17 protein-coding genes and 1 pseudogene are annotated in these 23,145 nt (G+C 70.8%); 11 read left to right on the top strand and 7 right to left on the bottom strand.

Features of this window, described 5'->3' with window-relative positions; translation table 11 throughout:
- The first annotated feature begins 105 nt into the window (after positions 1-105).
- The 6 genes and pseudogenes from JYK04_RS14615 (at position 106) to JYK04_RS14590 (ending at position 5,142) form a co-directional block, all read left to right on the top strand.
- On the top strand, positions 106-1,467 hold the full coding sequence (locus tag JYK04_RS14615) for a glutamine synthetase family protein (RefSeq protein ID WP_030717411.1): 1,362 nt from the start codon (positions 106-108) through the stop codon (positions 1,465-1,467).
- A gap of 397 nt (positions 1,468-1,864) precedes the next feature.
- Positions 1,865-2,293: a hypothetical protein gene (locus JYK04_RS14610; protein WP_189736486.1), complete on the top strand. Its 429-nt coding sequence runs from the start codon at positions 1,865-1,867 to the stop codon at positions 2,291-2,293.
- On the top strand, positions 2,290-3,243 hold the full coding sequence (locus JYK04_RS14605; RefSeq protein WP_189736484.1) for a hypothetical protein: 954 nt from the start codon (positions 2,290-2,292) through the stop codon (positions 3,241-3,243). The genes JYK04_RS14610 and JYK04_RS14605 overlap by 4 nt, the downstream gene beginning before the upstream one ends.
- Before the next feature lie 533 nt (positions 3,244-3,776).
- Positions 3,777-3,863: pseudogene (locus JYK04_RS14600) on the top strand (glutamine synthetase); the annotation flags it as partial.
- 211 nt (positions 3,864-4,074) lie between these two features.
- Positions 4,075-4,524 carry a hypothetical protein gene (locus JYK04_RS14595; protein WP_189736482.1) on the top strand — a complete coding sequence of 150 codons (450 nt, stop codon included), beginning with the start codon at positions 4,075-4,077 and terminating at the stop codon, positions 4,522-4,524.
- Positions 4,525-4,635: 111 nt separating this feature from the next.
- Positions 4,636-5,142 carry a DUF4760 domain-containing protein gene (locus JYK04_RS14590; protein WP_189736480.1) on the top strand — a complete coding sequence of 169 codons (507 nt, stop codon included), beginning with the start codon at positions 4,636-4,638 and terminating at the stop codon, positions 5,140-5,142.
- 35 nt (positions 5,143-5,177) lie between these two features.
- Here the strand turns inward: JYK04_RS14590 and JYK04_RS14585 are convergent, their stop codons facing one another.
- Both JYK04_RS14585 and JYK04_RS14580 read right to left on the bottom strand, forming a co-directional pair.
- Positions 5,178-7,244 carry a PIG-L family deacetylase gene (locus JYK04_RS14585; RefSeq protein WP_189736479.1) on the bottom strand — a complete coding sequence of 689 codons (2,067 nt, stop codon included), beginning with the start codon at positions 7,242-7,244 and terminating at the stop codon, positions 5,178-5,180.
- 139 nt (positions 7,245-7,383) lie between these two features.
- Positions 7,384-9,867 (bottom strand): PIG-L family deacetylase, encoded by a 2,484-nt coding sequence (locus tag JYK04_RS14580; RefSeq protein ID WP_189736477.1) that lies wholly within the window; start codon positions 9,865-9,867, stop codon positions 7,384-7,386.
- A 315-nt stretch (positions 9,868-10,182) separates the two neighbouring features.
- Between JYK04_RS14580 and JYK04_RS14575 the strand changes: the two genes are divergently transcribed.
- The 5 genes from JYK04_RS14575 to JYK04_RS14555 all read left to right on the top strand — a co-directional run bounded on the left by JYK04_RS14575 (position 10,183) and on the right by JYK04_RS14555 (position 16,131).
- Positions 10,183-13,170 carry a bifunctional [glutamine synthetase] adenylyltransferase/[glutamine synthetase]-adenylyl-L-tyrosine phosphorylase gene (locus JYK04_RS14575; protein ID WP_189736475.1) on the top strand — a complete coding sequence of 996 codons (2,988 nt, stop codon included), beginning with the start codon at positions 10,183-10,185 and terminating at the stop codon, positions 13,168-13,170.
- 185 nt (positions 13,171-13,355) lie between these two features.
- The gene (locus JYK04_RS14570) at positions 13,356-13,793 is read left to right on the top strand and encodes a hypothetical protein (protein ID WP_229875171.1); all 438 of its coding nucleotides are present in this window, start codon (positions 13,356-13,358) and stop codon (positions 13,791-13,793) included.
- Between the two features lie 9 nt (positions 13,794-13,802).
- Positions 13,803-15,128, top strand: a complete 1,326-nt coding sequence (locus JYK04_RS14565; protein WP_189736473.1) for a hypothetical protein — start codon at positions 13,803-13,805, stop codon at positions 15,126-15,128.
- Positions 15,129-15,157: 29 nt separating this feature from the next.
- Positions 15,158-15,664 carry a hypothetical protein gene (locus JYK04_RS14560; protein ID WP_189736472.1) on the top strand — a complete coding sequence of 169 codons (507 nt, stop codon included), beginning with the start codon at positions 15,158-15,160 and terminating at the stop codon, positions 15,662-15,664.
- A 2-nt stretch (positions 15,665-15,666) separates the two neighbouring features.
- Positions 15,667-16,131 carry a hypothetical protein gene (locus JYK04_RS14555; RefSeq protein ID WP_189736470.1) on the top strand — a complete coding sequence of 155 codons (465 nt, stop codon included), beginning with the start codon at positions 15,667-15,669 and terminating at the stop codon, positions 16,129-16,131.
- A gap of 70 nt (positions 16,132-16,201) precedes the next feature.
- Here the strand turns inward: JYK04_RS14555 and JYK04_RS14550 are convergent, their stop codons facing one another.
- The 5 genes from JYK04_RS14550 to JYK04_RS14530 form a co-directional block, all read right to left on the bottom strand.
- Complete coding sequence (locus JYK04_RS14550; RefSeq protein WP_189736468.1) at positions 16,202-16,993, bottom strand: CAP domain-containing protein; 792 nt, start codon at positions 16,991-16,993, stop codon at positions 16,202-16,204.
- 522 nt (positions 16,994-17,515) lie between these two features.
- Positions 17,516-17,791: a hypothetical protein gene (locus JYK04_RS14545; RefSeq protein ID WP_189736466.1), complete on the bottom strand. Its 276-nt coding sequence runs from the start codon at positions 17,789-17,791 to the stop codon at positions 17,516-17,518.
- Positions 17,792-17,853: 62 nt separating this feature from the next.
- Positions 17,854-18,126: a hypothetical protein gene (locus JYK04_RS14540; protein WP_189736464.1), complete on the bottom strand. Its 273-nt coding sequence runs from the start codon at positions 18,124-18,126 to the stop codon at positions 17,854-17,856.
- A gap of 50 nt (positions 18,127-18,176) precedes the next feature.
- A complete protein-coding gene (locus tag JYK04_RS14535) occupies positions 18,177-18,704 on the bottom strand; it encodes a CAP domain-containing protein (RefSeq protein WP_189736462.1) in 528 nt (175 codons plus the stop codon).
- A 173-nt stretch (positions 18,705-18,877) separates the two neighbouring features.
- Positions 18,878-23,137, bottom strand: a complete 4,260-nt coding sequence (locus JYK04_RS14530) for a caspase family protein (protein ID WP_229875170.1) — start codon at positions 23,135-23,137, stop codon at positions 18,878-18,880.
- Between the last annotated feature and the right edge of the window lie 8 nt (positions 23,138-23,145).

Raw genomic sequence — 23,145 nt, 5'->3', positions numbered from 1 at the left:
GCGTAATGTGGCGGAAACCACGACTGGCGATACTGGGCGCGCCCGACTGTGCCCCGACGGTCGAGGCGGTGGTGCACAGGCCGTCTGAACTGCGAGGATGAAGGCATGGACAAGCAGCAGGAATTCGTCCTCCGGACGCTTGAGGAGCGCGACATCCGCTTCGTGCGCCTGTGGTTCACCGACGTACTGGGCTTCCTCAAGTCCGTCGCGGTCGCGCCGGCGGAGCTGGAGCAGGCCTTCGACGAGGGCATCGGTTTCGACGGGTCCGCGATCGAGGGCTTCGCGCGGGTCTACGAGTCCGACATGATCGCCAAGCCGGACCCGAGCACGTTCCAGATACTGCCGTGGCGCGCGGAGGCCCCCGGGACCGCCCGGATGTTCTGCGACATCCTGATGCCGGACGGCTCGCCGTCCTTCGCGGACCCGCGCTACGTCCTCAAGCGCATCCTGGCCAAGACCTCCGACCTGGGCTTCACCTTCTACACCCACCCGGAGATCGAGTTCTTCCTGCTGAAGGACAAGCCGCTGGACGGCACCCGCCCGGTCCCGGCCGACAACTCCGGCTACTTCGACCACACCCCGCAGAACGTGGGCATGGACTTCCGCCGCCAGGCGATCACCATGCTCGAATCGATGGGCATCTCGGTGGAGTTCAGCCACCACGAGGGCGCCCCCGGCCAGCAGGAGATCGACCTCCGCTACGCCGACGCCCTCTCCACGGCCGACAACATCATGACCTTCCGCCTGGTCATGAAGCAGGTGGCCCTCGAACAGGGCGTCCAGGCCACCTTCATGCCGAAGCCGTTCTCGGAATACCCCGGCTCGGGCATGCACACCCACCTCTCCCTCTTCGAGGGCGACCGCAACGCCTTCTACGAGTCGGGCGCCGAGTACCAGCTCTCCAAGGTCGGCCGCTCCTTCATCGCGGGCCTGCTGAAGCACGCCGCCGAGACGGCAGCGGTCACCAACCAGTGGGTCAACTCCTACAAGCGCATCTGGGGCGGCTCCTCCCGCAGCGCCGGCGCGGGCGGCGAGGCCCCCTCGTACATCTGCTGGGGCCACAACAACCGCTCGGCCCTGATCCGCGTCCCGATGTACAAGCCGGGCAAGACGGGCTCCTCACGCGTCGAGGTCCGCTCGATCGACTCGGGCGCCAACCCGTACCTCACCTACGCGGTCCTCCTCGCGGCGGGCCTCAAGGGCATCGAGGAGGGCTACGAACTCCCGGCGGGCGCCGACGACGACGTCTGGGCCCTCTCCGACGCCGAACGCCGGGCGATGGGCATCGAACCCCTCCCGCAGAACCTCGGCGAGGCCATCTCCCTGATGGAACGCAGCGAACTGGTCGCCGAAACCCTCGGCGAGCACGTCTTCGACTTCTTCCTGCGCAACAAGAAGCAGGAGTGGGAGGAATACCGCTCGGAGGTAACGGCCTTCGAACTCCGCAAGAACCTCCCGGTCCTGTAACCCCAGGCCAGAGCCCCTGCGGGCCACACACGAAACTCCGGGCCGGTGGTCAAAGACCACCGGCCCGGAGTCGTCTCACTGCCCCTGGGCCGTCTGGGGGCCGTCCGACGCGGAACCCGAAGCCTTGTAGACCCCGTCCACGGCCTTCCGGGTTCGCCCCTCGCTGACAGGCTTGCCGACCGCGGCTCCTAACGGCCAAGCTCACTCCTCCGATAGACGCAGGCAACAGGTAGCGGCGCAGCGTGCGGTTCAGAGTCACCTCTGTACCGCCAACTACTTGGAGTGGACAGTCCGAGATGCCAGCGGGATGCTTAACCATAGGGGTGCGACCGCGCGCTATCGCCAGGCGCGAACTTGGGAGCGTCTATATGGATACGACGCCGATAGAGGAGCGTAGATGGCTTCCCTCGGGCCAGCTATCGTTACGGGATGCGTCGGGCTAGCCGCAGCCTTGCTGTCGTTTTTGATCGCTCGAATTAGCTTGAAATCTCAACTGGAACAGAATCGGGATATTCGATCCCATGAGGAACTGATGCTTCTCGTTCCGCATCGGATTCAAGCAATTGAGACTCTTTGGCTTCAGCTCTACGAAATTGAGAGAGGCGTGACGTTGGAAGACGCCCGGCTTGCTCAAATAATCTCGGCCGCGATGTGGCTGCCTCCTCTCCTTCGGGACCAGTTCATCGATCTGCTCGTGGTGAAGATTCACGACCGGCCAGAAATCATTCTGCAAGATGAGGACTTTCTCGCTCTGCGAGAGGGATTGCTTGCGGCCGCTCACGTCTCTGAAATAGACGATGCGCTCTCGCTGAGAATTAGGGGTTGATCAACGTGGTAGCACCGCAAAATCCCACCCCCCCTCCCGAAGGTGGCCTTCCGTCCCTAAGTGCCTTGGCGAGTGCGCGACGTGAGCAAACCCGAGAAAGCCTCGCTGTTGCGCAGCCGGATTTCATCCTTGATATACGGCAATCGGAGGTTCATTTCGTGCTGCCCTCTGGTGCCATACCGATGGAGCATGTTGCCCCGTCGACGCTGGTCAGGATAATGCGCGATACGTACGACGCCCGCTTGGCGCAGCTGAACCTGGCGCCGCTACTCAAAAAATTTTCAGGGGAACAGATCGCCAAGTTGGATACAGTCGACGCCTTGAAGGAGCTGATGCGGACGAAGGACTCAGGTGTAGTGATCGGCTTTGAGGGTGGAAAATTCCCAACCCAGTACGATTTCGTACCCCTCTTGTCCATGGCGTTTAATTTCGAAAGCATAACTTCTAGAGTAGCCGGACAGGGCGTGGTGGCAGACGTCGTAGCAAAAGAGTTTGCGGAAATAATCTGGGCGTCTTGTGGAGTCACGAAGCGATGGGAGGAGATAAGTGAGAGGGTTCAGCTGATAGCGTACGCTACCGCGACGAAAGTCAAACTTGGATTCCCGCTCGAAGAGCTCTTCAGTGGCCCCACTCGCGCCTTCCTTGACGAGCAAGCGTTGACGGGTCCTAAATATGCTGCAGAGATGGGCACGCTTTCCGCTCGGCATTCTTTTGGCAAGTCCGACAACGTCTCGGTGCTCGCATTTGCGGATGAGGTGCATATCGCGTTCAAGAAATTCGATCAAGACACCGGCAGGGGCGAGGATAACCTGATGAAGTTCTCGGTTACGGCTCGGGATGAATATGGAACCGGCATCGTTAACGTTACCTCGCACCTTTCGTATGAGCGGCATGTGGAATTCCTGGAACAGTTGCGACAGTATGTTCTAGGGTCGTCAAGCGGTGCTTAGTGGGAGACCCTGTCGTTTCGTGTACCTCAGGGCAAGGCCTGTGGTCTGCGGGTGTGAGTGGAAGTCGAAGTCGAAGTAACTTCGTCAAGGTCAGTGCGATAATCGACGCCTCTTGGCCGCGCCCGAATCGCTGCCTCCGGTGAATGCGCGTGACGCCGCCTCTCTGAGGGACGACAGCAGGCTCCGCCACGGTTCGCGAGCCTGCTGATCCTGAGCACGCCACAGTCTTTTCTAAGCGCTCGGCCGACCGCTACGAGCAGAACGAGGCCCGGCTGACCCCGCAGCCAATTCGTGGACGGAGACCTCCCCCTTCGCGGGTTGTGCGTTTCTGGCCAGCAACTGTGCGCGGACGGCACGGGACCTCCGGAGCTGGTGTTGAAGCCGTCGGAAGTTGTGTCCGGCAGAAGCCTGGGCCGTTACTGGGCCGTTGGAGGGTGGCCGGTGGTCACCGGCGATGACCAATGACGGCCTCTCAGATGCCGGTTGGGCTGGGGTCTGTAGAGGTTGCGCCTGGCCGGTGAGGTGGGCATGACTTCCTCCGCAACAAGAAGCAGGAGTGGGAGGAATACCGCTCGGAGGTCACGGCCTTCGAACTCCGCAAGAACCTCCCGGTCCTGTAAGGCCAGGTCAGAGCGCGCGTCACCCCGGGCCGGTGGTCATCGACCACCGGCCCGGAGTCGTCTCGTCCGCTCGGGCCGGCGCCGCCTAGCATGTGGCTGCTGTCCGGGTGGGCCGCGGGAGATACCGGTGTGGGGGAAGAGCGTGAGCAGGGGCGTGGGTGTGTGGGTGGCTCTTGTGGGGGTTGGGGTGCTTGGCGTCGGTGGGGCCGTGTTGGCTTCGGACGATGAGGACGGGCTCGACGGCTGGGTGAGGGAGCCTGCCGGGGCGGAGGTTGCGGCCCGGGTGGGGGGAGATCCGTCGCGTGGCACGGTCGCGGCGGAGCTCGCCGCCGCAGCCACCGCCGCAGGGCTCACCCCGGGCGCCCCGCACCCCGCGGAGCAGGGGGAGCTCGCCGACTGCATTGCGGACTGGAGGGGCGACGGCCCCGCCGACGACGGCCGGCTGGCGGCGCTCGAAACCGCTCTGGAGGAACGCGGCTGGCAGGTCACGGCCCGCCGGGGCGAGCCCGTCGGTGCGGTGGCCCTGAAGAGCGGTTCCTGGCGTCTGGAATTCACCAACGGCGGCCTCGTCGACACCCTTTCGCTGGTTGCCACCCGCTCCGGCCGCACCTGTGAAGAGGCCTTCCGCCGCGCCGAAGCGACCCGCGGCCCGCGCGGTTAGATGGAGATCCGCTGATCGAGGCGTACTTCGTCCGCGCAGAGGATGCCAAGACCCCGGCAGGCCTGGTCCCGCGGTCTGGGCGGGAAGACCGCCAAGTGCTGTACTGAGGGCATGGGGGACATATGGGCCGGCGTGGCCGCCGTGAGTGCCGCGATCAGCGCTCTCGTGGTGATCGTGGCGTCGTTCTTCGCCTACTCGCAGATCAGGGAGGCCCGAAGTGCACGGCACGTGAACCTTCTCCTTTCGTTCCAAGAGAAGTACCACTCTCCGATGGCTCGCGGCTTCCGGTACCGATTGCTCTCAGGAGAGTTCGGGCCGCCTGAAGAATTCGACCCGGCCCGCTTGGGCGTCGATGACTTCCACAGCTTCTGGCAACTTCACGATCAACTCGAAATGCTCGGCGTCCTCGTTGACCGCCGCTTGCTGGACTTCGACCTCGTCCTGGCCTGCTTCCATCGTTCGCCTCCCCAGGTGTGGGCGGCGATCGAGCCCTACATCCTCACGCGGCGCACGGTTGCTTCTCCCCTTGAAGGACAGCACTTCGAGAAGCTGGTCAGGCGTTACCAGGCATCCTCCGCCCTGCAAACCCGGTACTGGGCCCGCAGCACCGTTCTGTAGCCGGGGACACCGGGAACATTCCCAGGGCCCCGGCGTCAGTGGACCGCGCGGTGCCAGGTGGGGCGGTTGGGGGCGGTGGGGGGCGTTGTCGTGTGGAGTTCGGCGTCCAGGCCCAGGACCGCCGTCGTGGTGGTGCCCGAGGGTTCGAGGACGGCTGAGGGGGCGCCCGCGAAGAGCATGCCGGATTCGACCCAGGCCGGGGGGCCGCCGAGGCCCGTGGTGCTGATGGTGCCGCTGTCCGCGCGGCCCACCATGAGGCGGCCCGCGGCGCCGACCGCGCCGTAGCCCGCGCGGCCGCCCGCCTCCGTGACGCTGGAGACGTGGGGCCGGACCGAGGGGCCCGCCGTGACCAGGGCGGTGCGCACGACCCCCGAGTCCGGGCGGCGGAAGAAGAGGCGGACGCCCGCGCCGTCCGGGGCGGCCGAGAGGGGGACCGTGGTGGCGGGCAGGCCCGTCGGGGCGGGGCCGAGCAGCGGGGTGTCCGGGGTGCGCTGGGTCCAGGCCAGCACGGAGGTCGTGGTGGTCGCGTACACGTGGCGCCGCCCGGCCGCGTCGATCGCCGTCACCGGGTCGCTCTGCAGGTCCTCGCCGCCCAGCCGCTCCCACGGGGAGAAGCCGCCGTCCGGCTGCTGGGTGCTGGCGCGCAGGGTGCGGCGCGAGTCGCGGAGGTAGACGGTGAGCAGGCCCCGCGCGTCCACGGACGCCGCCGGTGCGCTGATCGCCGAGGTGCCCTCGTCGTCGGTGCGTTCCGGGGTGCCGAGCGACTGCCACGAGCCGAACGGGCCGTCGGGCGCGGACTGGACGGCGTACACGACCTCGCGCCGGTACTCCGCGGGCGTCGAGCCGAAGGTGGTGCGGGTGGCGAGGACGCCGACGCGGCCGCCGGGGAGGCGGGCGGCGGTGGCGCCCGGGTCGATGCCCGTCCCCGGGATGAAGACCGGGCCCGCCCAGTCGCCGGCGGCGTTGCGGGTCCAGTACGCGCTCTGGCCGTCCAGCGTGGCGAAGGCCCACAGGCGGCCGGGCGTTCCCTCCGTCAGCCAGGAGGTGTTGTCGGCGCGGGTGTAGCGCAGCGACTGGGCCCAGTTGCGCCCGGTCGGGTTGCCCGCGACCTTGCGGTCGCCGCAGCCCGACGGGCTGCCGCAGTAGTCCTGGCGGTCCTGCCAGGCGTAGGTCTTCAGGAACCCGGTCTTGGTCTCGGCGGTCTGCGGGTCCAGCGCGTGCGGGAGGGTGCTGTTGTGGTAGCCGAGGTAGCTCTGGACCGTGAAGTGCGGGCGCCTGCTGACCTCGGCGGCGTAGGCGGCGGTGCCGGCCTGCACGAAACGGGCCCCGTACATGTGGTCCTGGTGGTCGGTGTACCGGCCGGTCCCGTCCTCGCCGTACCGGTTCGGCGTCGGGTCCTGCATCCGTATCGTCGTCGGCCGGTACTGGTCCAGGACCCCGGCTATCGTCCGGACGAGCTGGTCCTTCGTGTACGTGAACGGCTGCTTGACCGGGGTGCCGGAGGTGAGCTGGGCGTCCAGCGCGGGTATCCGGCCGTTCCACAGGCCGCGCAGGCTCTCGGGGGTGTCCCCGCCGGTGCTGCGGGCCTCCCGGAGCATCAGCCACACCAGGTTGACCTGCGGCTTCGCTATGAGGACGTCGAGTTCGGCCTGCCCGCCCCCGGCGGTGGGCATGACCGTACGCTTCCACGCGCTGGTGCGGTCCCCGGTGGCCATCTGCGCGTACGCGGAGCGGATGCCGTTCTGCCGGGCCTCCGCGTAGTGGGCGCGGTCGGCGGGCTGTTCGGGGTCGGAGGCGGCGCCGCCGTGGGCCTCGTTGCGGCCGTCGGACTCGCCGGAGGTGAGGTAGGCGGTGGTGACCTGGGTGCCGGACAGCAGGGACCGGCTGAGGTCGGGGTTCATGAAGAACAGGTCGTCGTCGGGGTGGGCGACGATCTGGACGACCGAACCGGCGGTGACGCTCGCGGGCCGGGCCGCGGCCGGGTTCTTCTCCTGGGTGGCTTCGGCGGTGGTCTGCTGGCCGCCGGCCACGGAGAGCACGCCGGTCGCGCCGGCTGTCAGCACGGTGAGCAGGGCCGCGAAGCGGCGACGGGTCACGGGCATCGGGTCACGCCTCGGGCTCGTTCTGGGCGGGAGAAAGCGTCGAACAGTCAGAGAGAGGTCGAATCGGCGGACTTGGTTCACCGAATTCGCAGATGACCCGCGCTTTTCCGGCACAAAATACGGACGCTATTCGTCCGCTCTACGGCGACGCAGGCGCGTTGCGCGGGCCCACCGGCTGCCACGGCGCCAGGTGCGCGTTCGGCGCATCGGCCGAGGAGGTCACGTACAGCCGCGCGTCGAGCCCCACCACCGCCAGGCTGACCAGGCTCTTGCCGGTCATCGTGGAGGAGGGCGCGCCGACGAACATCAGCGGGGACCGTTCCCACGGCCGCCCCGGCCCGGCCTCCGAGCCCAGCTGCCCGCCCGCCGTGCGGCCCGCCAGCACGTGCCCGCTCGCCGTCACCGAGCCGAAGCCCTGGAGGCCGCCGAGGTCGGTCATCTGGCTCACCTTCAGCCCGCCCTCTCCCGTGATCAGGGCGGTACGGACATTGCCGGAGCCGGGCTTGCGGAACCACAGCCGCACCCCGCCCTCGCGGCCGTCCGCGGTCAGCGGGAGCGTGGTGTCGGGCAGCCCGGTGGCCGTGACCTGGCCCAGCGGGGCGCCCGGCTTCGGCTGCACCCAGCCCACCACCGACTTGGAGGTGGCGCAGAACACCATGCGCCGCCCGGCGCCGTCGGTCGCGGTGGCCGGGGAGCCGTGCAGGTCGGTGCCGCCGTACTTCTCCCAGGGCCCCCAGCTGCCGTCCGCCCGCTGCACCCGGCCGCGCAGGCTGTACGCGCCGTCGCGGACGTACGCCGCCAACTGGCCGGTGCCGTCGACCGATACGGCGGGCGCGCTGATGTCGGAGGTCCAGGTCTCGTCCGCGGTCTCGGGGGTGCCGAGCGACTGCCACTCCGTGAACTCCTCGGCCCCCGGCTGCTTCTGGACGACGTAGACGACCTCGCGCTTGTAGTCGGTGGGCTTCGCGCCGAAGGTGGTGCGGGTGCCGAAGGCGGCTATCCGGCCGTCCGCCAGGGTCACGGTGCTCACGCCCGGGTCCATACCGGTGCCGGGGAGCAGGTCCGGGCCCTTCCAGCGGCCGACGAGGCCGGGCCGATGCCAGAGCGCCACCTGGCCGTCGAGCACCTTGAAGGCCCACAGCCCGTGCTCCGCGTCGGAGGTCAGCCAGCTGGTGCTGGTGCCGCGGGTGTAGTTGATGGAGTCCGACCACCGGTTGCCGCCCGGCTGGTCGGAGACCTTGAGGTCGCCGCAGCCGGCCGGGCTGTTGCAGTGGTTCTCCCGGTCGAGCCAGGCGTAGGTGCCCAGGATGTCCAGCTTCTCCTTGGCCTCGTCCGGGTCCAGGGTGCTGGGGAGCGAGCCGTTTATGTAGCCGGAGTAGTTCTGCACCGCGAAGTGCGGGCGGTCGGCGACGTCCTTGGCGTAGGCGGCGGTGGCCATCTGTACGAACCGGGCGCCGTAGAAGTGGTCCTGGTGGTCGGTGTACCGCTTGGTGTCGGGATGCCGGCCGGGGGTCGGGTCCTGGGAGCGGACGGTGGTCGGCCGGTACTGCTCCAGGACGCCGACGAGGGTCTGGACGACCTGGTCCTTGGTGTACGAGAACTTCTGCTGGACCGGGGTGCCGGACGCGAGCATGGAGTCCAGGCGCGCGACCTTGCCGTCCCACAGGCCGTGCAGGCTGTCCGGGGCGGTGTCGTAGACGGTGCCGGCCTCGCGGAGCTGCAACCAGACGAGGTTGACCTGGGGCTTGGCGACGAGGACGTCGACCTCGGCGTGGCCGCCGCCCTTGGTCGGGACGACCGTGCGCGTCCAGGGGCTGCCGCGGTCGCCGGTGGCCATCTTGGCGTAGGCGGCGCGGATGCCGTTCTGGCGGGCCTCGGCGTAGGCGGCCTTGTCGGGCTTGGTGGTGGCGGCCTTGGCGGAGCCGGCGTTGATGCCGTCGGCCTCGCCGGAGGTCAGATAGACGGAGGTGACGGGGTGGCCGGCGGATATGGAATACCGCAGGTCCGGGTTCATGAAGTACAGGTCGTCGTCGGGGTGGGCGATGACCTGGAGCACCCGGCCGGGGTCGGGCGGCTCGGGGGCGGGGGTGCCGGCCGCCTTGTCGGGGGCGGTGGGGGAGCCGAGGCGGTCGAGGAGTTCGTCGCCCCGGAACAGGAGGAGGCTGCCGGAGGCGGCGACCACGCAGAAGGCGACGAACTTGACGAGGCCGGATCGGCGGCGACGACGCGGGCGGGCCCCGCCTCGGGCCCCACCTCGGCTCCCACCCTTGCCGCGGGCGGGGCGGCGCGCCCGGCGCGGGCTGCCGGTGGCTTCGGCGGCCTCGGGGGCTTCGGGGGCTTCGACAGGCTCGCGGGCCTCGGCGGGGTCGGCCAGGGCAAGCGGGTCGACAGGGTCGGCCGGACCAGCCGGACCGGCCAAGTCGGCCTGCGGCGGCGCCTGGTGGATCTGCGAGTGCGGGTACGAGTACGGGTGCGGCTGTCCCTGTTGCGGCTGTGGCGCCGGATACGGCTGGTGCTCCCGGTACCCCTCGTAGCCTTGGTGCGCCTCGTACCCCTGGACCGGCTGCTCGGACGGCCAGGCCTGCGGGTCCCAGGTCCCGGGGCCCTGCCAGGAGTCGGACATGAGGCTCCTTCCGGCAGGACGGCGGGGTGTACCCCGATGATGCGATGAATAATCCGATGATCGGAGAATTCTTGGCATCGTATGCGCGTTGAGTCGAACGTTTGATCCGGACACGCCCAAATCTGCGCCGCGGCCCGGGCGGGACTCCGCCGACAGGCCCCAGGGCCTAGGCTCAGGAGCAGAGCCCGCCAGGGCAGCGCGAGCACCGCACGCACGGGCGAGCACCGGCAAGCACCGGCACGCACGGGCAAGCACGGGCACGCACTGGCGAGCAGCGGCAGGCAGTGGCAGCGACAACCGCGGGAGGCGGCGGGGATGACGGTCCCGGGACGCAGGAGCAGCACCTTCATCCGGCTGCTCCGCAGCGGCTTCACCGACCCCTCGGCCGCCGCCCGGCTGCTCGACGCCGACGCGCTCGCGGCCGTACGCGCCGACCCCGTGCTGCTCGACGCCCTCGGCGCCACCGCCGACCCCGACCTCGCCCTCCTCGGGCTCGTCCGGCTCGCCGAGGCCCAGCCCGACGGCGAGCTGCCCGGGCTCCTCGACACCCTCGTCAGCGCCAAGCCGCTGCGCGACCGCCTGCTCGGCGTGCTGGGCGCCTCCGAGGCCCTCGGCGACCACCTCGCCCGCCACCCCCGCGACTGGCTCGGCCTCATCACCTACGAGGCCGCCGACCTGCACCCCGGGCTCCCCGAGTTCGAGCTCGGCCTCGCCGACGCGCACGACCCCGTCGGCCTGCGCGTCGCCTACCGCCGCTGCCTGCTCTCCATCGCCGCCCGCGACGTCTGCGGCACCATCGACGTCGCCCAGACCGCCGCCGAGCTCGCCGACCTGGCCACCGCCACCCTCCGCGCGGCCCTGCGGATCGCCTCCGCCGCCGCCCCCGAGGACGCCGCCCTGTGCCGCCTCGCCGTCATCGCGATGGGCAAGTGCGGCGGCAACGAGCTGAACTACGTCTCCGACGTCGACGTCATCTTCGTCGGCGACGCGGCCCCCGGCGCCGACGAGGGCAAGGCCCTCCAGGCCGCCACCCGCCTCGCCTCCCACCTCATGCGGATCTGCTCGGAGACCACCGTCGAGGGCACCATCTGGCCCGTCGACGCCAACCTCCGCCCCGAGGGCCGCAACGGCCCCCTCGTCCGCACCCTCGCCTCCCACCTGGCCTACTACCAGCGCTGGGCCAAGACCTGGGAGTTCCAGGCCCTCCTCAAGGCCCGCGCCGTCGCGGGCGACGAGGCCCTCGGCGCCGAGTACATCGCCGCCATAAGCCCGCTGGTCTGGCAGGCCGCCGAACGCGAGAACTTCGTCGCCGACGTCCAGAAGATGCGCCGCCGCGTCGTCGACAACATCCCCGCCGCCCAGGTCGAACGCGAGCTGAAACTCGGCCCCGGCGGCCTGCGCGACGTCGAGTTCGCCGTCCAGCTGCTCCAGCTCGTGCACGGCCGCAGCGACGCCACCCTGCACTCCGGCACCACCCTCGACGCCCTGCACGCCCTGGCCGCCGGCGGCTACGTCGGGCGCGCCGACGCCGCCCAACTGCACGACGCGTACCGCTTCCTGCGTGCCATGGAGCACCGCATCCAGCTCTACCGGCTGCGCCGCACCCACCTCGTCCCCGAGGACGAGGGCGACCTGCGGCGCCTGGGCCGCTCGCTCGGCCTGCGCACCGAACCCGTCGCCGAGCTCAACAAGGCCTGGCGCCGGCACGCCTCCGTCGTCCGGCGCCTGCACGAGAAGCTCTTCTACCGGCCGCTCCTCGACGCCGTCGCCCAGCTCACCCCCGGCGAGACCCGGCTCTCCCCGCGCGCCGCCGGCCAGCGCCTCGAAGCCCTCGGCTACGCCGACCCGGCCTCGGCCCTGCGCCACCTCGAAGCCCTCGCCTCCGGCGTCACCCGCAAGGCCGCCATCCAGCGCACCCTGCTGCCGGTGATGCTCGGCTGGTTCGCCGACTCCGCCGACCCGGACGCCGGCCTGCTGAACTTCCGCAAGGTCTCCGACGCCCTCGGCAAGACCCCCTGGTACCTGCGCCTGCTGCGCGACGAGGGCGCCGCCGCCGAGAACCTCGCCCGCGTCCTGTCCGCCGGGCGCCTCGCCCCCGACCTGCTGATGCGCGCCCCCGAGGCCGTGGCCCTGCTCGGCGACCCCGAAGGCCTGCAGCCCCGTACGCACGAGGCCCTGGAGCAGGAGGTCCTCGCCGCCGTCGGCCGTGCCGAGGACCCCGAGGCCGCAGTCGCCGCCGCCCGCGGCGTGCGCCGCCGCGAGCTCTTCCGCACCACTGCGGCCGACATCATCGGCTCGTACGGTACGGAGGACAATCCGGCCGAGGAGGACCACGGAGCCCTCGTCGACCGGGTCGGCGGAGCCGTCTCCGACCTCACCGCCGCCACCGTCGCCGGGGCCCTGCGCGCCGCCGTCCACAGCCACTACGGCGACACGCTGCCCACCCGCTTCGCCGTCATCGGCGTCGGCCGCTTCGGCGGCCACGAACTCGGCTACGGATCCGACGCCGACGTCCTGTTCGTCCACGAACCCCGCGAGGGCGTCGACGAACAGGAGGCCGCCAAGGCCGCCCAGACCGTCATCGCCGAAATGCGCAGGCTGCTCCAGCTGCCCACCACCGACCCGCCGCTGCTCATCGACGCCGATCTGCGCCCCGAAGGCCGCTCCGGCCCGCTGGTGCGCACGCTGGCCTCCTACGCCGCCTACTACCGGCGCTGGTCCCTGACCTGGGAGAGCCAGGCCCTGCTGCGCGCCGAACCGGTGGCGGGCGACGCCGGCATCGGCGCCCGCTTCATCGAGCTGATCGATCCGCTGCGCTACCCGATGGAGGGGCTCGGCGAGGACGCCGTACGCGAGATCCGCCGGCTCAAGGCCCGCATGGAGTCGGAGCGGCTGCCCCGCGGGGCCGACCCGACCCTGCACACCAAGCTCGGCCGCGGCGGCCTCAGCGACGTCGAATGGACCGTCCAGCTGATCCAGATGCGGCACGCCTGGGCCGAACCGGGCCTGCGTACCACCCGTACCCGCGAGGCCCTGGCGGCCGCGCACGCGGCCGGCCTGATCCCGACCGAGGAGGCGCAGATCCTGGACGAGGCCTGGGTCCTGGCGACCCGGGTCCGCAACGCCGTGATGCTGGTGCGCGGCCGCGCCGGGGACACCTTCCCGACCGAGGCCCGGGAACTCGCGGCCGTGGGCCGCTACCTCGGATACGCCGAGGGCACGGTCGGGGAGCTGCTGGACGACTACCGCCGCATCACCCGCCGCGCCCGGGCCGTGGTGGACGAACTCTTCTACGGGGCGTAGCCGGGCCCGCGGGCTGCGGCCCGCGGGCCCATGGGCTCCGCCCCCCGGGCCGCGCAACCGGCGCCCCAACTGCCCCTCCATGCCTGGCGGATGCCTTCGCGATTTGCATAGGATCAGCCTCCGATCATGGGGGAGGCGCAGCAATGGCAGATGCGTTGGGTCCGATACCGGATCAGCAAGTGGACATGCGCTTGAACAGCGGGCCGCCGGTGGGCCCGTACGCCCCGGGCGTCACCGCGCCGTCGGTGGTGCCGTACGCACCGGGAGTGACCCCGCGGCCCGCGGGGCCGTTGGCTCCGGGCGGGTCCCCGGACTTCGCCTCGACGCCGGCCGAGAAGACGGCCGCGGCGAGCACGATAGAGAACGAGCTGGAGCCGGGGACCAAGCGTGCCGCCGACCACGCGGACGAGGCGACCGGCGCCGCCCAGAAGGGCTTCGACGGCTGGCAGACGGCCGCCGCCCTGAAGAAGGTGGCGGACACGTGGGACCAGCAGGTCAAGACCCTGATGGGCCGCCTCGCCGGGGAGAAGACCGCACTGCGCGGCGCCTCCGGTCAGTTCGTACGGAACGACGTCGGCCTGGGCAACCAGTTCGCGTCGCAGTCGCAACTGAACCGGATGTAGGGGGCCGTCGTGCTGACGTACCACGAAATCCTGACCACGGATCTGGGTCTGCTGTCGACGGCCGCCGCCAAGTGGGAGTCGATGGCGGGCGAGCTGAAGAAGGTCGAGACCCGTTACGGCGACTCCGTCCAGAAGATCACCATGGGCGGCGACACCTGGTCCGGTCTCAGTGTCGAAGCCGCGCGGGTGAAGTTCACGGCGACCCGCTACGAGTACTCCGCCGCGCAGGGCCAGGCCAAGGCGGTCGCGAGCCTCTTACGGGGAGCCCACGAGCTGTTCACGGACCTCAGGAAGAAACTGGAGAGCGCCCGCGACGACGCCGTCGCCGCCGGTATGACCGTCTCGGAGCAGGGGCGCGTCGCCTTCGACTACACCAAACTGACGCCCGCCGAGCGCAGCGCCTATCACCACGACCCCGACGGCCAGGAGACCATCCGCGTCGCGGTCGGCAAGTGGCAGCAGCACATCGACGACCGGGTCAAGGCCGCCTCCGACGCCGACCAGCACGTCTACGACGCCCTCGCGGCGGCCGTGGTCGACAGCAACCGGGACGCCTTCGGCCAGGGCAGCGGCGCGGACGAAACGATCACCGGCTTCAACAACTACGCGGAGGGCGACCTCGCGAAGTTCAAGAAGCCCGACGAGGCCAAGGCCGAGACGAAGACCGACAGCCTCGGCGTGAGCACCACCGGACCGGGCCAGTACGGCAAGGAGGCCTCGGTCAAGGCGTACGCCGACCTCTTCCACCACACCGCGAAGGGCGAGACCGACCTCGCGGGCTTGAAGCTGTCCGGGGTCGCCGACATCTACGGCGGAGGCCGGGCCACCGCGAACGCGGGCTTCACCGACAAGGGCTTCGTCGCCAAGGCCGAGGCCTCCGCGGGCGTGCGGGCCCTGGCCGAAGGCCGGATCGGCACCGATCGGCAGAGTGCCTACGGGCGTGCGGAGGGATTCGCCGGTGCCGAGGCCGGAGTCAGCGCCAAGGCCACCAGGGAAGAAGTGACGGTGGGCGCGAAGGCGTTCGCCGGGGCCAAGGGCACCGTCGCCGGAGGCGTGGAGTCCGGCGGCATCGGCGTCGGCGTGACGGCCGAAGGATGGGCGGGTCCCGGTGCCGAAGCCTGGTGGGGCTACAAGAAGGACGAGGAGACCGGAGTATGGAAGCTCGGCGGCAAGGCGGGTGCCTCCCCGCTCCTCGGCGGCTCCATAGGCCTGGAGATCACCGTCGACCCGGAGAAGGTGGCCAAGACCGCCGGCGACGTGGCCGACGCGGTGGGCGATACGGCGCATGCGGTCGGCGACGCCGCGGGCGACCTCAAGGACTGGCTGCTCGACTGATGTCCGTTTCCATGGAAGGAGGGCCCCGGATGCCCACGACACTGCCGGTACCGATCGAGTTCCGGCTGCCGGAGGGCTGGCTCGCGGCCCGTCCGCAGGGAGCGGACGACTCGGAGGTGGCCTTCGCCGCCGTGCATCCACGGCCGGACGCCGGCTTCGCCGCGAACATCACCATCGACGGCGGGTTCCCGAAGGACGGGGTGACGCTGGAGGAGCTCGCCGACGCGTCGGTGGAGCGCCTGCGCGCGTTCGCCGAACCCGGGTCCGTGGTCGTGGTCCACCGCCGCGAGGCCGGTTCCGCCGACGCACCCGCCCTGACCCAGCGGCTGGGCTTCTCGGCCCTGACCGACGGCGACGTCCGCCGCGACCTCGTCCAGTCCCAGGTCTATCTGCTCCTCGTCGACACCGGGGACCCGCACAAGCGGGCGGTGATCCGGCTGGCGCTCACCGCCACCGCCGCCCAGCACGACGGCGTCCTGGGCGACTTCCAGGACTTCGTGCGCACCGTGCGCCCGGACAACGGGGCGGGGAGCTGACGGTGGGCCGTTTCTGGGACAAGCGCACGGGCACCAGGTACCCGCCGCACCAGGTCGCGCCGGTGGACGCGCACAGGCTCCGGGAGGCCCTGCTCGCGCTGGGCGGCCCGGGCGCCCGTTTCGCCGTACGCGAGGGCACCGCGGGGGAGCGCGCGGACCTGGTGGCGGAGTGCCGGATCGGCGAGATGCGCCTGACTCTGAAGACCAGCATGCTGCTGGTCCCCGCGAAGCACGAGGTGCGCACGCTCGAAGAGCGCTGGGAGCCGGCTGTGGAGCACTCCGGCGAGCAGTACGGCCGGGGGCCGGGGAAGGCCGTCTACCGGCAGTGGGAGTTCCAGCGGGGCGCCGACGGCCGCCGCCGCAAGGTGGAGACGTTCCGCTTCGAGACGGCGGAGATGAAGAACCCCCTGCAGAACACGATCCTCAGAGCGGGCTGGACCTGGCGCGGAGTGCTGTTCCGGCTGTGACCGGAACGGGCGGAGCGGACCGCGGACCCCTCGTGGGTCCGCGGTCCGCTCCACCGGGCCGGGCGCGGGGTCAGCGCGCCGTGCCGAAGTCCTGCGTCCAGTAGTAGCCGGGCTGCGCCAGGCCGATGCCGATCTCCTTGAAGGAGCAGTTCAGGATGTTCTCCCGGTGGCCCTGGCTGTTCATCCAGCCTTCCATGACCTTCTCGGGGGTGCTGTAGCCGTAGGCGACGTTCTCGCCGTACGTGCTCCAGGTGTACCCGGCGCGGGTGATCCGCGCGCCCGGGTCCGAGCCGTCGGAGCCGGTGTGGGACATGTTGCTGTGGGCGGCCATGTCGGCGCTGTGGTCCTGCGCGGCCTTCGAGAGCTTCGCGTTGAGGGAGACGGCCTGGCAGCCGGCGGCGGCGCGCTCCTGGTTGACGAGCGCGAGGACCTGGGCGATGTCGCCGGAGGCCGGCGGGGCGGCCGGCTTCGACGGCTGGGGCGCCTGCGGCTTCTTCGTGGCGACCGGCGGCTTCGCGGGCTTGGGCTGCGCGGGCGGCGTGGTCTCCACGACGGGCGGCGCGGTCTCGACGGGGCTGCTGGGGGAGGCCTCGGAGGGGCTGTCGCTCGGCGTCTCGCTCGGCAGCGGTGCGTCCACGGGTGCCAGGGTGGTCGGCGTGGCCGACGGCGTGGACTGCCACTGCCACGGGCGCTGCTGCTGGTGGCTCGCGGTGCGCGTCCAGCCGTTGCCGTTGCGGTTGCCGTTGCCGTTGTCCTGGCCGTCGAAGCAGGCCATGGCGGCGGTGGGAACACCCACGATGGCGAGCGCGCCGACGCCGATGACTATTTTCTTGTAGGACGTCTTCTTCCGATGCTTCTGCATGCCTGACCTCATTCAGTGATCGCGAAGCTTCCGGCGCCGCAAGCACAGGGCGCCGAAGAGGCCGCCATTCTTAAAAGCCTCTGAATGGCCTGGCAAGTTTCCGCTGATCACGAGCTTGGGGCGGTCGGCACGTGGCTTGAAACGGGACCGTGATCGTGCATCATCACGATTTGGTCACTCACGCAACCGTCTGAGGAGCGGTCAGAAACGGCTGTGACCTGGCCGGTCGGGGACGGGTCCACCGGTACCGCATATTCCGTTTCCGGCGGAGAGGGGAATGTCGATTCCAAAAGGGACAAATATCGAAATGTCGGCGGGTTAACACCCCGTCAAGAAAGCCCACCGCCGACGGGCGCCCCGTGACGCATGTCACTGTTTCCCGGCCGGGCCGCCAGGGCTGCCGGTGGACGAGATCGACCCGAAAGGGCCGAGGCAGAGCAAAGCGCCCGTTTTCCCCTCGAACAACTCGAAGGGAAAACGGACGCTACGGGCGATACGTCCGCCGCCGATGCTCCGCGGGCCCTACCGCGGTTCCAGGGCCGCCGTCCGGCAGGCACCGTTCGCGGCGCCACCCGGCACTCCGGCCGCGGTCAGGCCGCTCACGCAGCCCTGCAGATCGCCGCTCACACCCTGCCGACAGGCCGCCGTGACGGCGTCGGTGGCCTCGGCACCCGCCTGCGCGGCCATGTTCGTGCAGGCGGGGATGTCCGCGTGGGCGGCGGGGGCGACGAGGGCGGCGCCGCCGAGGGCGAGGGTCAGGCCGGTGAGCACACCGGCGATTCGGGTCGACGTGCGCATGGGGCACACACCTGCTCTCGGAAACGAGTGGGGCACGGGCGGTGGCACGGGCGGCGGAACTCCTACTCGGGGGCCACCCGGCAGGCGCTCACCGACGTCCCGTTGGTGACGCCTGCGGCGGTCAGGCCGGACACGCACTGCTCGTTGTCGCCGGTCAGGCCGACGTAGCAGGCCATGCGGACGGAGTCCGGGGCCTCGCCGCCCTGCAGCTCGCGTTCGACCTGGTTGATGCAGGCCGTGACATCCGCATGGGCGGCGGGCGCCGCGAAGGCGGCGCCGCCGAGGGCGAGGGCCAGGCTGGTGAGCACACCGGCGACACGGGTCGACATGTGCATGGGGACGTACCTGCTCTCCGAATCGGTTCGGTGCTGGATCGGCTGTGCGGCTACCTCGACTGGACGGCGAAGAGCTCGACGGCGTACTGGCCGTTGGTGCCGATCCCGGTCTGCTTGAACGTGCAGTTCAAGATGGTCTCCCGGTGGCCGCCGGTGCTCTTCATCCAGCCGTCCACGTGGGCCTTGGAGGAGTCGTAGCCCGGTCCGGAGACGTTCTCCGAGGACGGGCCTGCGGGCGAGTAGCCGGCCTTCTCCATACGGGACAGGGCGCTGGACCCGTCCGAGCCGGTGTGTGCGGTCAGCCCGTTCGCCGCCATGTCGTCGGCGTGCGCCTGGGCGGCCGCCGCGAGCCGCGGGTCCACCGTCAGGGGCTCGCAATTCACCTTGGCGCGTTCGGCGTTGACCAGCGCGAGGATCTCGTCCGGCGTGGACTGCTGCACGCTGCTGGTGACGGATGCCGACGTCGCCGTGGCGGCCGCCGGGACGGCGATCGCGGTGGCCGCGCCGCCGAGCACGAGCAGCGGGACGGTACAGGCGGCGGCGCACACGCGACGGATCCGGCCGTTCTTGGTACGCATCAGAGTTTTCCCCTCGTCGGGGGTCGTGGGTAGCCGCCCATGACACCCGCCCCTCGGGGCCAGGGCGCCGCACGGCCTGTGCGGGCACGTGCACCGCCGCAGGCTGCTGCGGGGGCGCGCGCCTCCTTCCACGGTACGACCGGTGGCACGTCCCCACGACCTGGGGCGGTCGGTCATGCGGAGTGGGGCCTGCGGCGGAAGAGGGCGACGTCGTCGCGGTAGCAGAAGGCGAGGTCGCCGGTGTCGGTGAGAGCGATGGCGGTCGGTTGGCCGAGGAAGATTCTCGTGCTGACCGACCAGGTCCGCAGGTCCCAGAGCCGGATCGTCGCGTCGCGTCCGCCGGTGATGGCGACCGGGTTGCCGTCGATCACCCCGCAGGCCACGGCCCGCACCCAGCCGTCGTGGCCGGTGAGGGGTTCGCCGATGGCTCGGTGGGTGTTCAGGTCCCACATCCTGAGCGTCCCCTCGTCCCCGGCGGTGACGGCGACCGGTTTTCCGTCGATCGTCGTGCAGGCGACGGCGCGCACCCAGTCGTCGTGGCCGGTGAGGGGTTCGCCGATGGCTTGACGGGTGTTGAGGTCCCAGATCCGTACGGTCCCGTCGCGTCCGCCGGTGACGGCGACCGGGCGATCGTCGACCATCGTGCAGGCTACCGCGTACGCCCACCCGTCGTGGCCGGTGAGTGGTTCGCCGATGGCTTGGCGGGTGCTGAGGTCCCAGATCCGTACGGTCCCGTGGTGCCCGCCCGTGACGGCGACCGGGTTGCCGTCGATCGTCGTACAGGCCACGGCCCGAATCCGGTCGTTGTGGCCGGTGACTGGTTCGCCGATGGCTTGGCGGCTGTTGAGGTCCCAGATCCGTACGGTCGCGTCGCGTCCGGCGGTGACGGCGACCGGTTTTCCGTCGATCACCGTGCAGGCCACCGCGCGCACCCAGCCGTCGTGGCCGGTGAGGGGTTCGCCGGTGGTTTGGCCGGTGCGCGCGTCCCACACGCGTACGGTCCCGTCGTCCCCGGCGGTGACAGCGACCGGGTGACCATCGATCGTTGTGCAGGCCGCCCCGTACACCCAGTCGTCGTGGCCGGCGAGTGGACTGCCGACGGTTGGCGGAGTGTTGAGGTCCCAGACCCGTACGGTCCCGTCGCGTCCGCCGGTGACGGCGACCGGGCGATCATCGATCACGGTGCAGGCCACCGCATGTACCCAGCCGTCGTGGCTGGCGAGGGGGCCGCCGACGGTTTGGCCGGTGGCGGCGTCCCACATGCGTACCGTCCCGTCGTTTCCGCCGGTGACTGCGACCGGTTTTCCGTCGATCGTCGTGCAGGCGACCGCACGAACCCAGTAGTCGTGGCCGGTGATGGCTTCGCCGAGGCCTTGGCGGGTGTTCAGCTCCCAGACCCGTGCAGTCCCGTCGTCCCCGGCGGTGACGGCGACCGGTTTTCCGTCGATCGTCGTGCAGGCGACCGCACGAACCCAGTAGTCGTGCCCGGTGATGGCTTCGCCGAGGCCTTGGCGGGTGTTCAGGTCCCACGTCTTGAACGTTCCGTCATTCCCACCGGTGACTGCGACCGGTTTTCCGTCGATCATTGTGCAGGCCACCGTCATGACCCACCCGTTGTGGCCGGTGATGGGTTCGCCGATGGCTTGGCGGGTGCTGAGGTCCCAGATCCGTACGGTTCCGTCGTCCCCACCGGTGACTGCGACCGGGTTGCCGTCGATCATTGTGCAGGCCACCGTCATGACCCACCCGTTGTGGCCGGTGATGGGTTCGCCGATGGCTTGGCGGGTGCTGAGGTCCCAGATCCGCACCGTTCCGTCGTCCCCGCCGGTGACTGCGACCGGGTTGCCCCTGACGGCCGTGCAGGCCACGGCGCGCACGGGACCGTCGTGGGCGGTGATGGGCTTGCCGATGCCTTGGCCGACGTTCAGGTGCCAGATTCGTACGGTCCCGTCGTTTCCGCCGGTGACGGCGACCGGATGACCGTCCAGTTCGGTGCATGCCACCGCATGCACCGAGCCGTCGTGGCCGGTGAGGGTGTCCCGTAAGGCGGAACTGAAAGTGCTGCCGGTGGCCCAGACGGGGGCCCAGTCGCCGGGTGGGATGCGGCTCGTGAGGCTGCCGTGGAGGTCGGGGGCGCCGGCGCGGGCCGCGTCCAGGGCGAGGGTCTGGCGGCGCAGTTGCGCGGTGGCGTCCCGGTGGAGGTGGACGCTCGTGCGGTACACCGCGGCGGCCAGCCGGGCCGTGTCGCCGTGGGCGCGGTGCAGGTACGGGGTGAGGCCGCGGGGCTCGGCGTGGACCAGGTACTCGCTGTCGGCCAGCACCTCGTCGAGGAGCCCGGCCTGGGCCGCGTGGTGGGCGAGGTGGGCCAGGGCGTAGGGATGGGCCCGGGACCAGTTGGGGGTCGCGTCGACGTGGCAGGGGACGCGGGCGGTGAGGACACGCGCGTACGCCGCGTGCACCGCCTCGGGGTCCGTGCCCTCGCGCAGGTGCTCGGCCATCGCCTCGTGGTAGAGCCGGTAGGCGGAGCGGCCGTTCTCGGTGGCCTCGACCACGTACGAACCGGCCTCGCTACGCAGCCACACGAGGTCGTCGTCCGTGTAGGCGCGGCCGGAGATCGCGGTGGCGAGAGGGGCCCAGATGTCCTCCCAGGGCAGGCCCTGCCCCTGCGAGTAGGCCAGCGGCCGCAGCAGGTCCGTGGCGCGTCGGGCGTCGTCGCCGAGGCGTTGGTGGAGGTCGCGGCGCATGGCGTCGCCCGCGTGCCGGGGCAGCGATGCGCGCCAGGCGGGGTCGTTCGCATCGGGGATGGCCGGGGTGGCGGCGAGGGTGCCGGCGGTGAGGCGGGCGATGAGGAAGGAGTGCCCGGCGGCCTGGGCGACGGCCTTCGCCACGGGCTGCACGGCCCCGAGCCGCTCGCGGTAGGGGGAGGCACGGTGGGCTTCGAGCAGGTTGCGCGCGGCGTACACGGCCAGGGCCTCGGGGTCGGCGTAGCGGGCGTCGTCGAGGTCGACGGTGTCGGCGGGGCCGATGCCGAGGCGGGGCAGGAGATAGGGGCGCGTGCCGAGGAGCAGGCGGAGGCGGCCGCCGGAGTGCTCGATGAGCGGGCGCAGCACCGAACTGCAGAGGGTGCCGGGGGTGGCGGCTTCGTCGAGGGCGTCGATGAGGACGGTCAGCGGCCGTGCCCGCCGGCCGAGGGCTTCGAGGAGTTCGCCGACGGTTGCGGCCCGGACGCGCGCGGCGGCGCAGACGGCCTCCAGGACCTCGGTGTCGGTCAGGCGCTGGGCGTAGACGGCGGCATCGACCGCGCCGACGTCCAGCAGGTCGGCGGGCAGGCCGAGGGCGTGCAGGGGTACGGTCCCGTGCCGCTCGGGATGGGTGAGCGCGGCGACCAGACCCAGCACGGCCGTCTTGCCCGAGCCGGGGGCCGCGGTCACCACCCGGCACACCGACCGGTCGCCGCCGGTACGGTCGTTGAGCCATGACGCGAGATCTCGGAGGGCGGTGCGGCGGCCGCTGAACCACCACGCTGCCGCCCCGGCCTGGCTGTTGTAGCCCATCGCGCGGACCAGCAGCCGGGACGTGAACTCCGTCTCCCGCCTCCGGTCCTCCTCGTCGAACGCGGCGGCCCGCTGCAGTGCGAGGTCGACCTCGTTCAGCCGGACGTCGTGGCGGGGGTTGGGGAAGAACGCCGGAGGCTCGCCGTCCAGGCCCACCATCGCCAGGCCGATCCGCTGATGGCCGGGCCGCTCCTTCGAGCCGTTGATGTGCTGCACCACCGCGTTCACCGAGAGCGTGTCCGGGCCGTGCCCGGCGACCGACAGGCCGGTGACCGCGTCCTCCAGCAGCTTCGGGAAGGCACCCGTCGCGGCCGACTGGTTCGGTTGCGCGGAGGAGACGACCACCAGCCCCGAACCGGAACTCCTGCCCCAGGTCGCACCGAGACGCTCCAGCGCGGCGGCGGCCATCTGGTTGCCGCCCTGGCCGACGTAACAGGCGTCCAGCAGGAGCAGGACCCGCCGGATCCGGGACCCGCGCAGCACGGCCCGCGTCAGGTCGGCGGTCGGCAGGGCGGTGTAGGTCAGGTCCTCGGGGTCGGTGTCGGTGGTGAGCAGGACGTGTTCCTCGCCGTCGTCGAGGATCTCGCCGTGGCAGGACAGGTAGATCGTGAGGAGGTCGTCCTCCCGGCGCTCCGGTGACGTGCAGAACGCGCGCAGGGCGTCTGTCAGTTGCCGTCCCGTGGGGTTGAGCGGCAGCGAATCGTGGAGGCGGTAGCCGAGCCGGCCGGTGAACAGGTCGACGACCTTGTCGCGGGCCTCCAGCAGGCCGGGCCGGTCCCAGTCCCGGTTCTTCGGGTACTCGGCCACCACTGCGGCGATCAGGTACCGCCGCGGACCCTCCACGCCGCCCTCGGAACTGCTCGCGCCAGGCAAGGCCATGACACCCA

The sequence above is a fragment of the Streptomyces nojiriensis genome, from assembly GCF_017639205.1.
GTDB classification, from domain to species: domain Bacteria; phylum Actinomycetota; class Actinomycetes; order Streptomycetales; family Streptomycetaceae; genus Streptomyces; species Streptomyces nojiriensis.
This window is presented reverse-complemented; position numbering and strand designations above follow the sequence as displayed.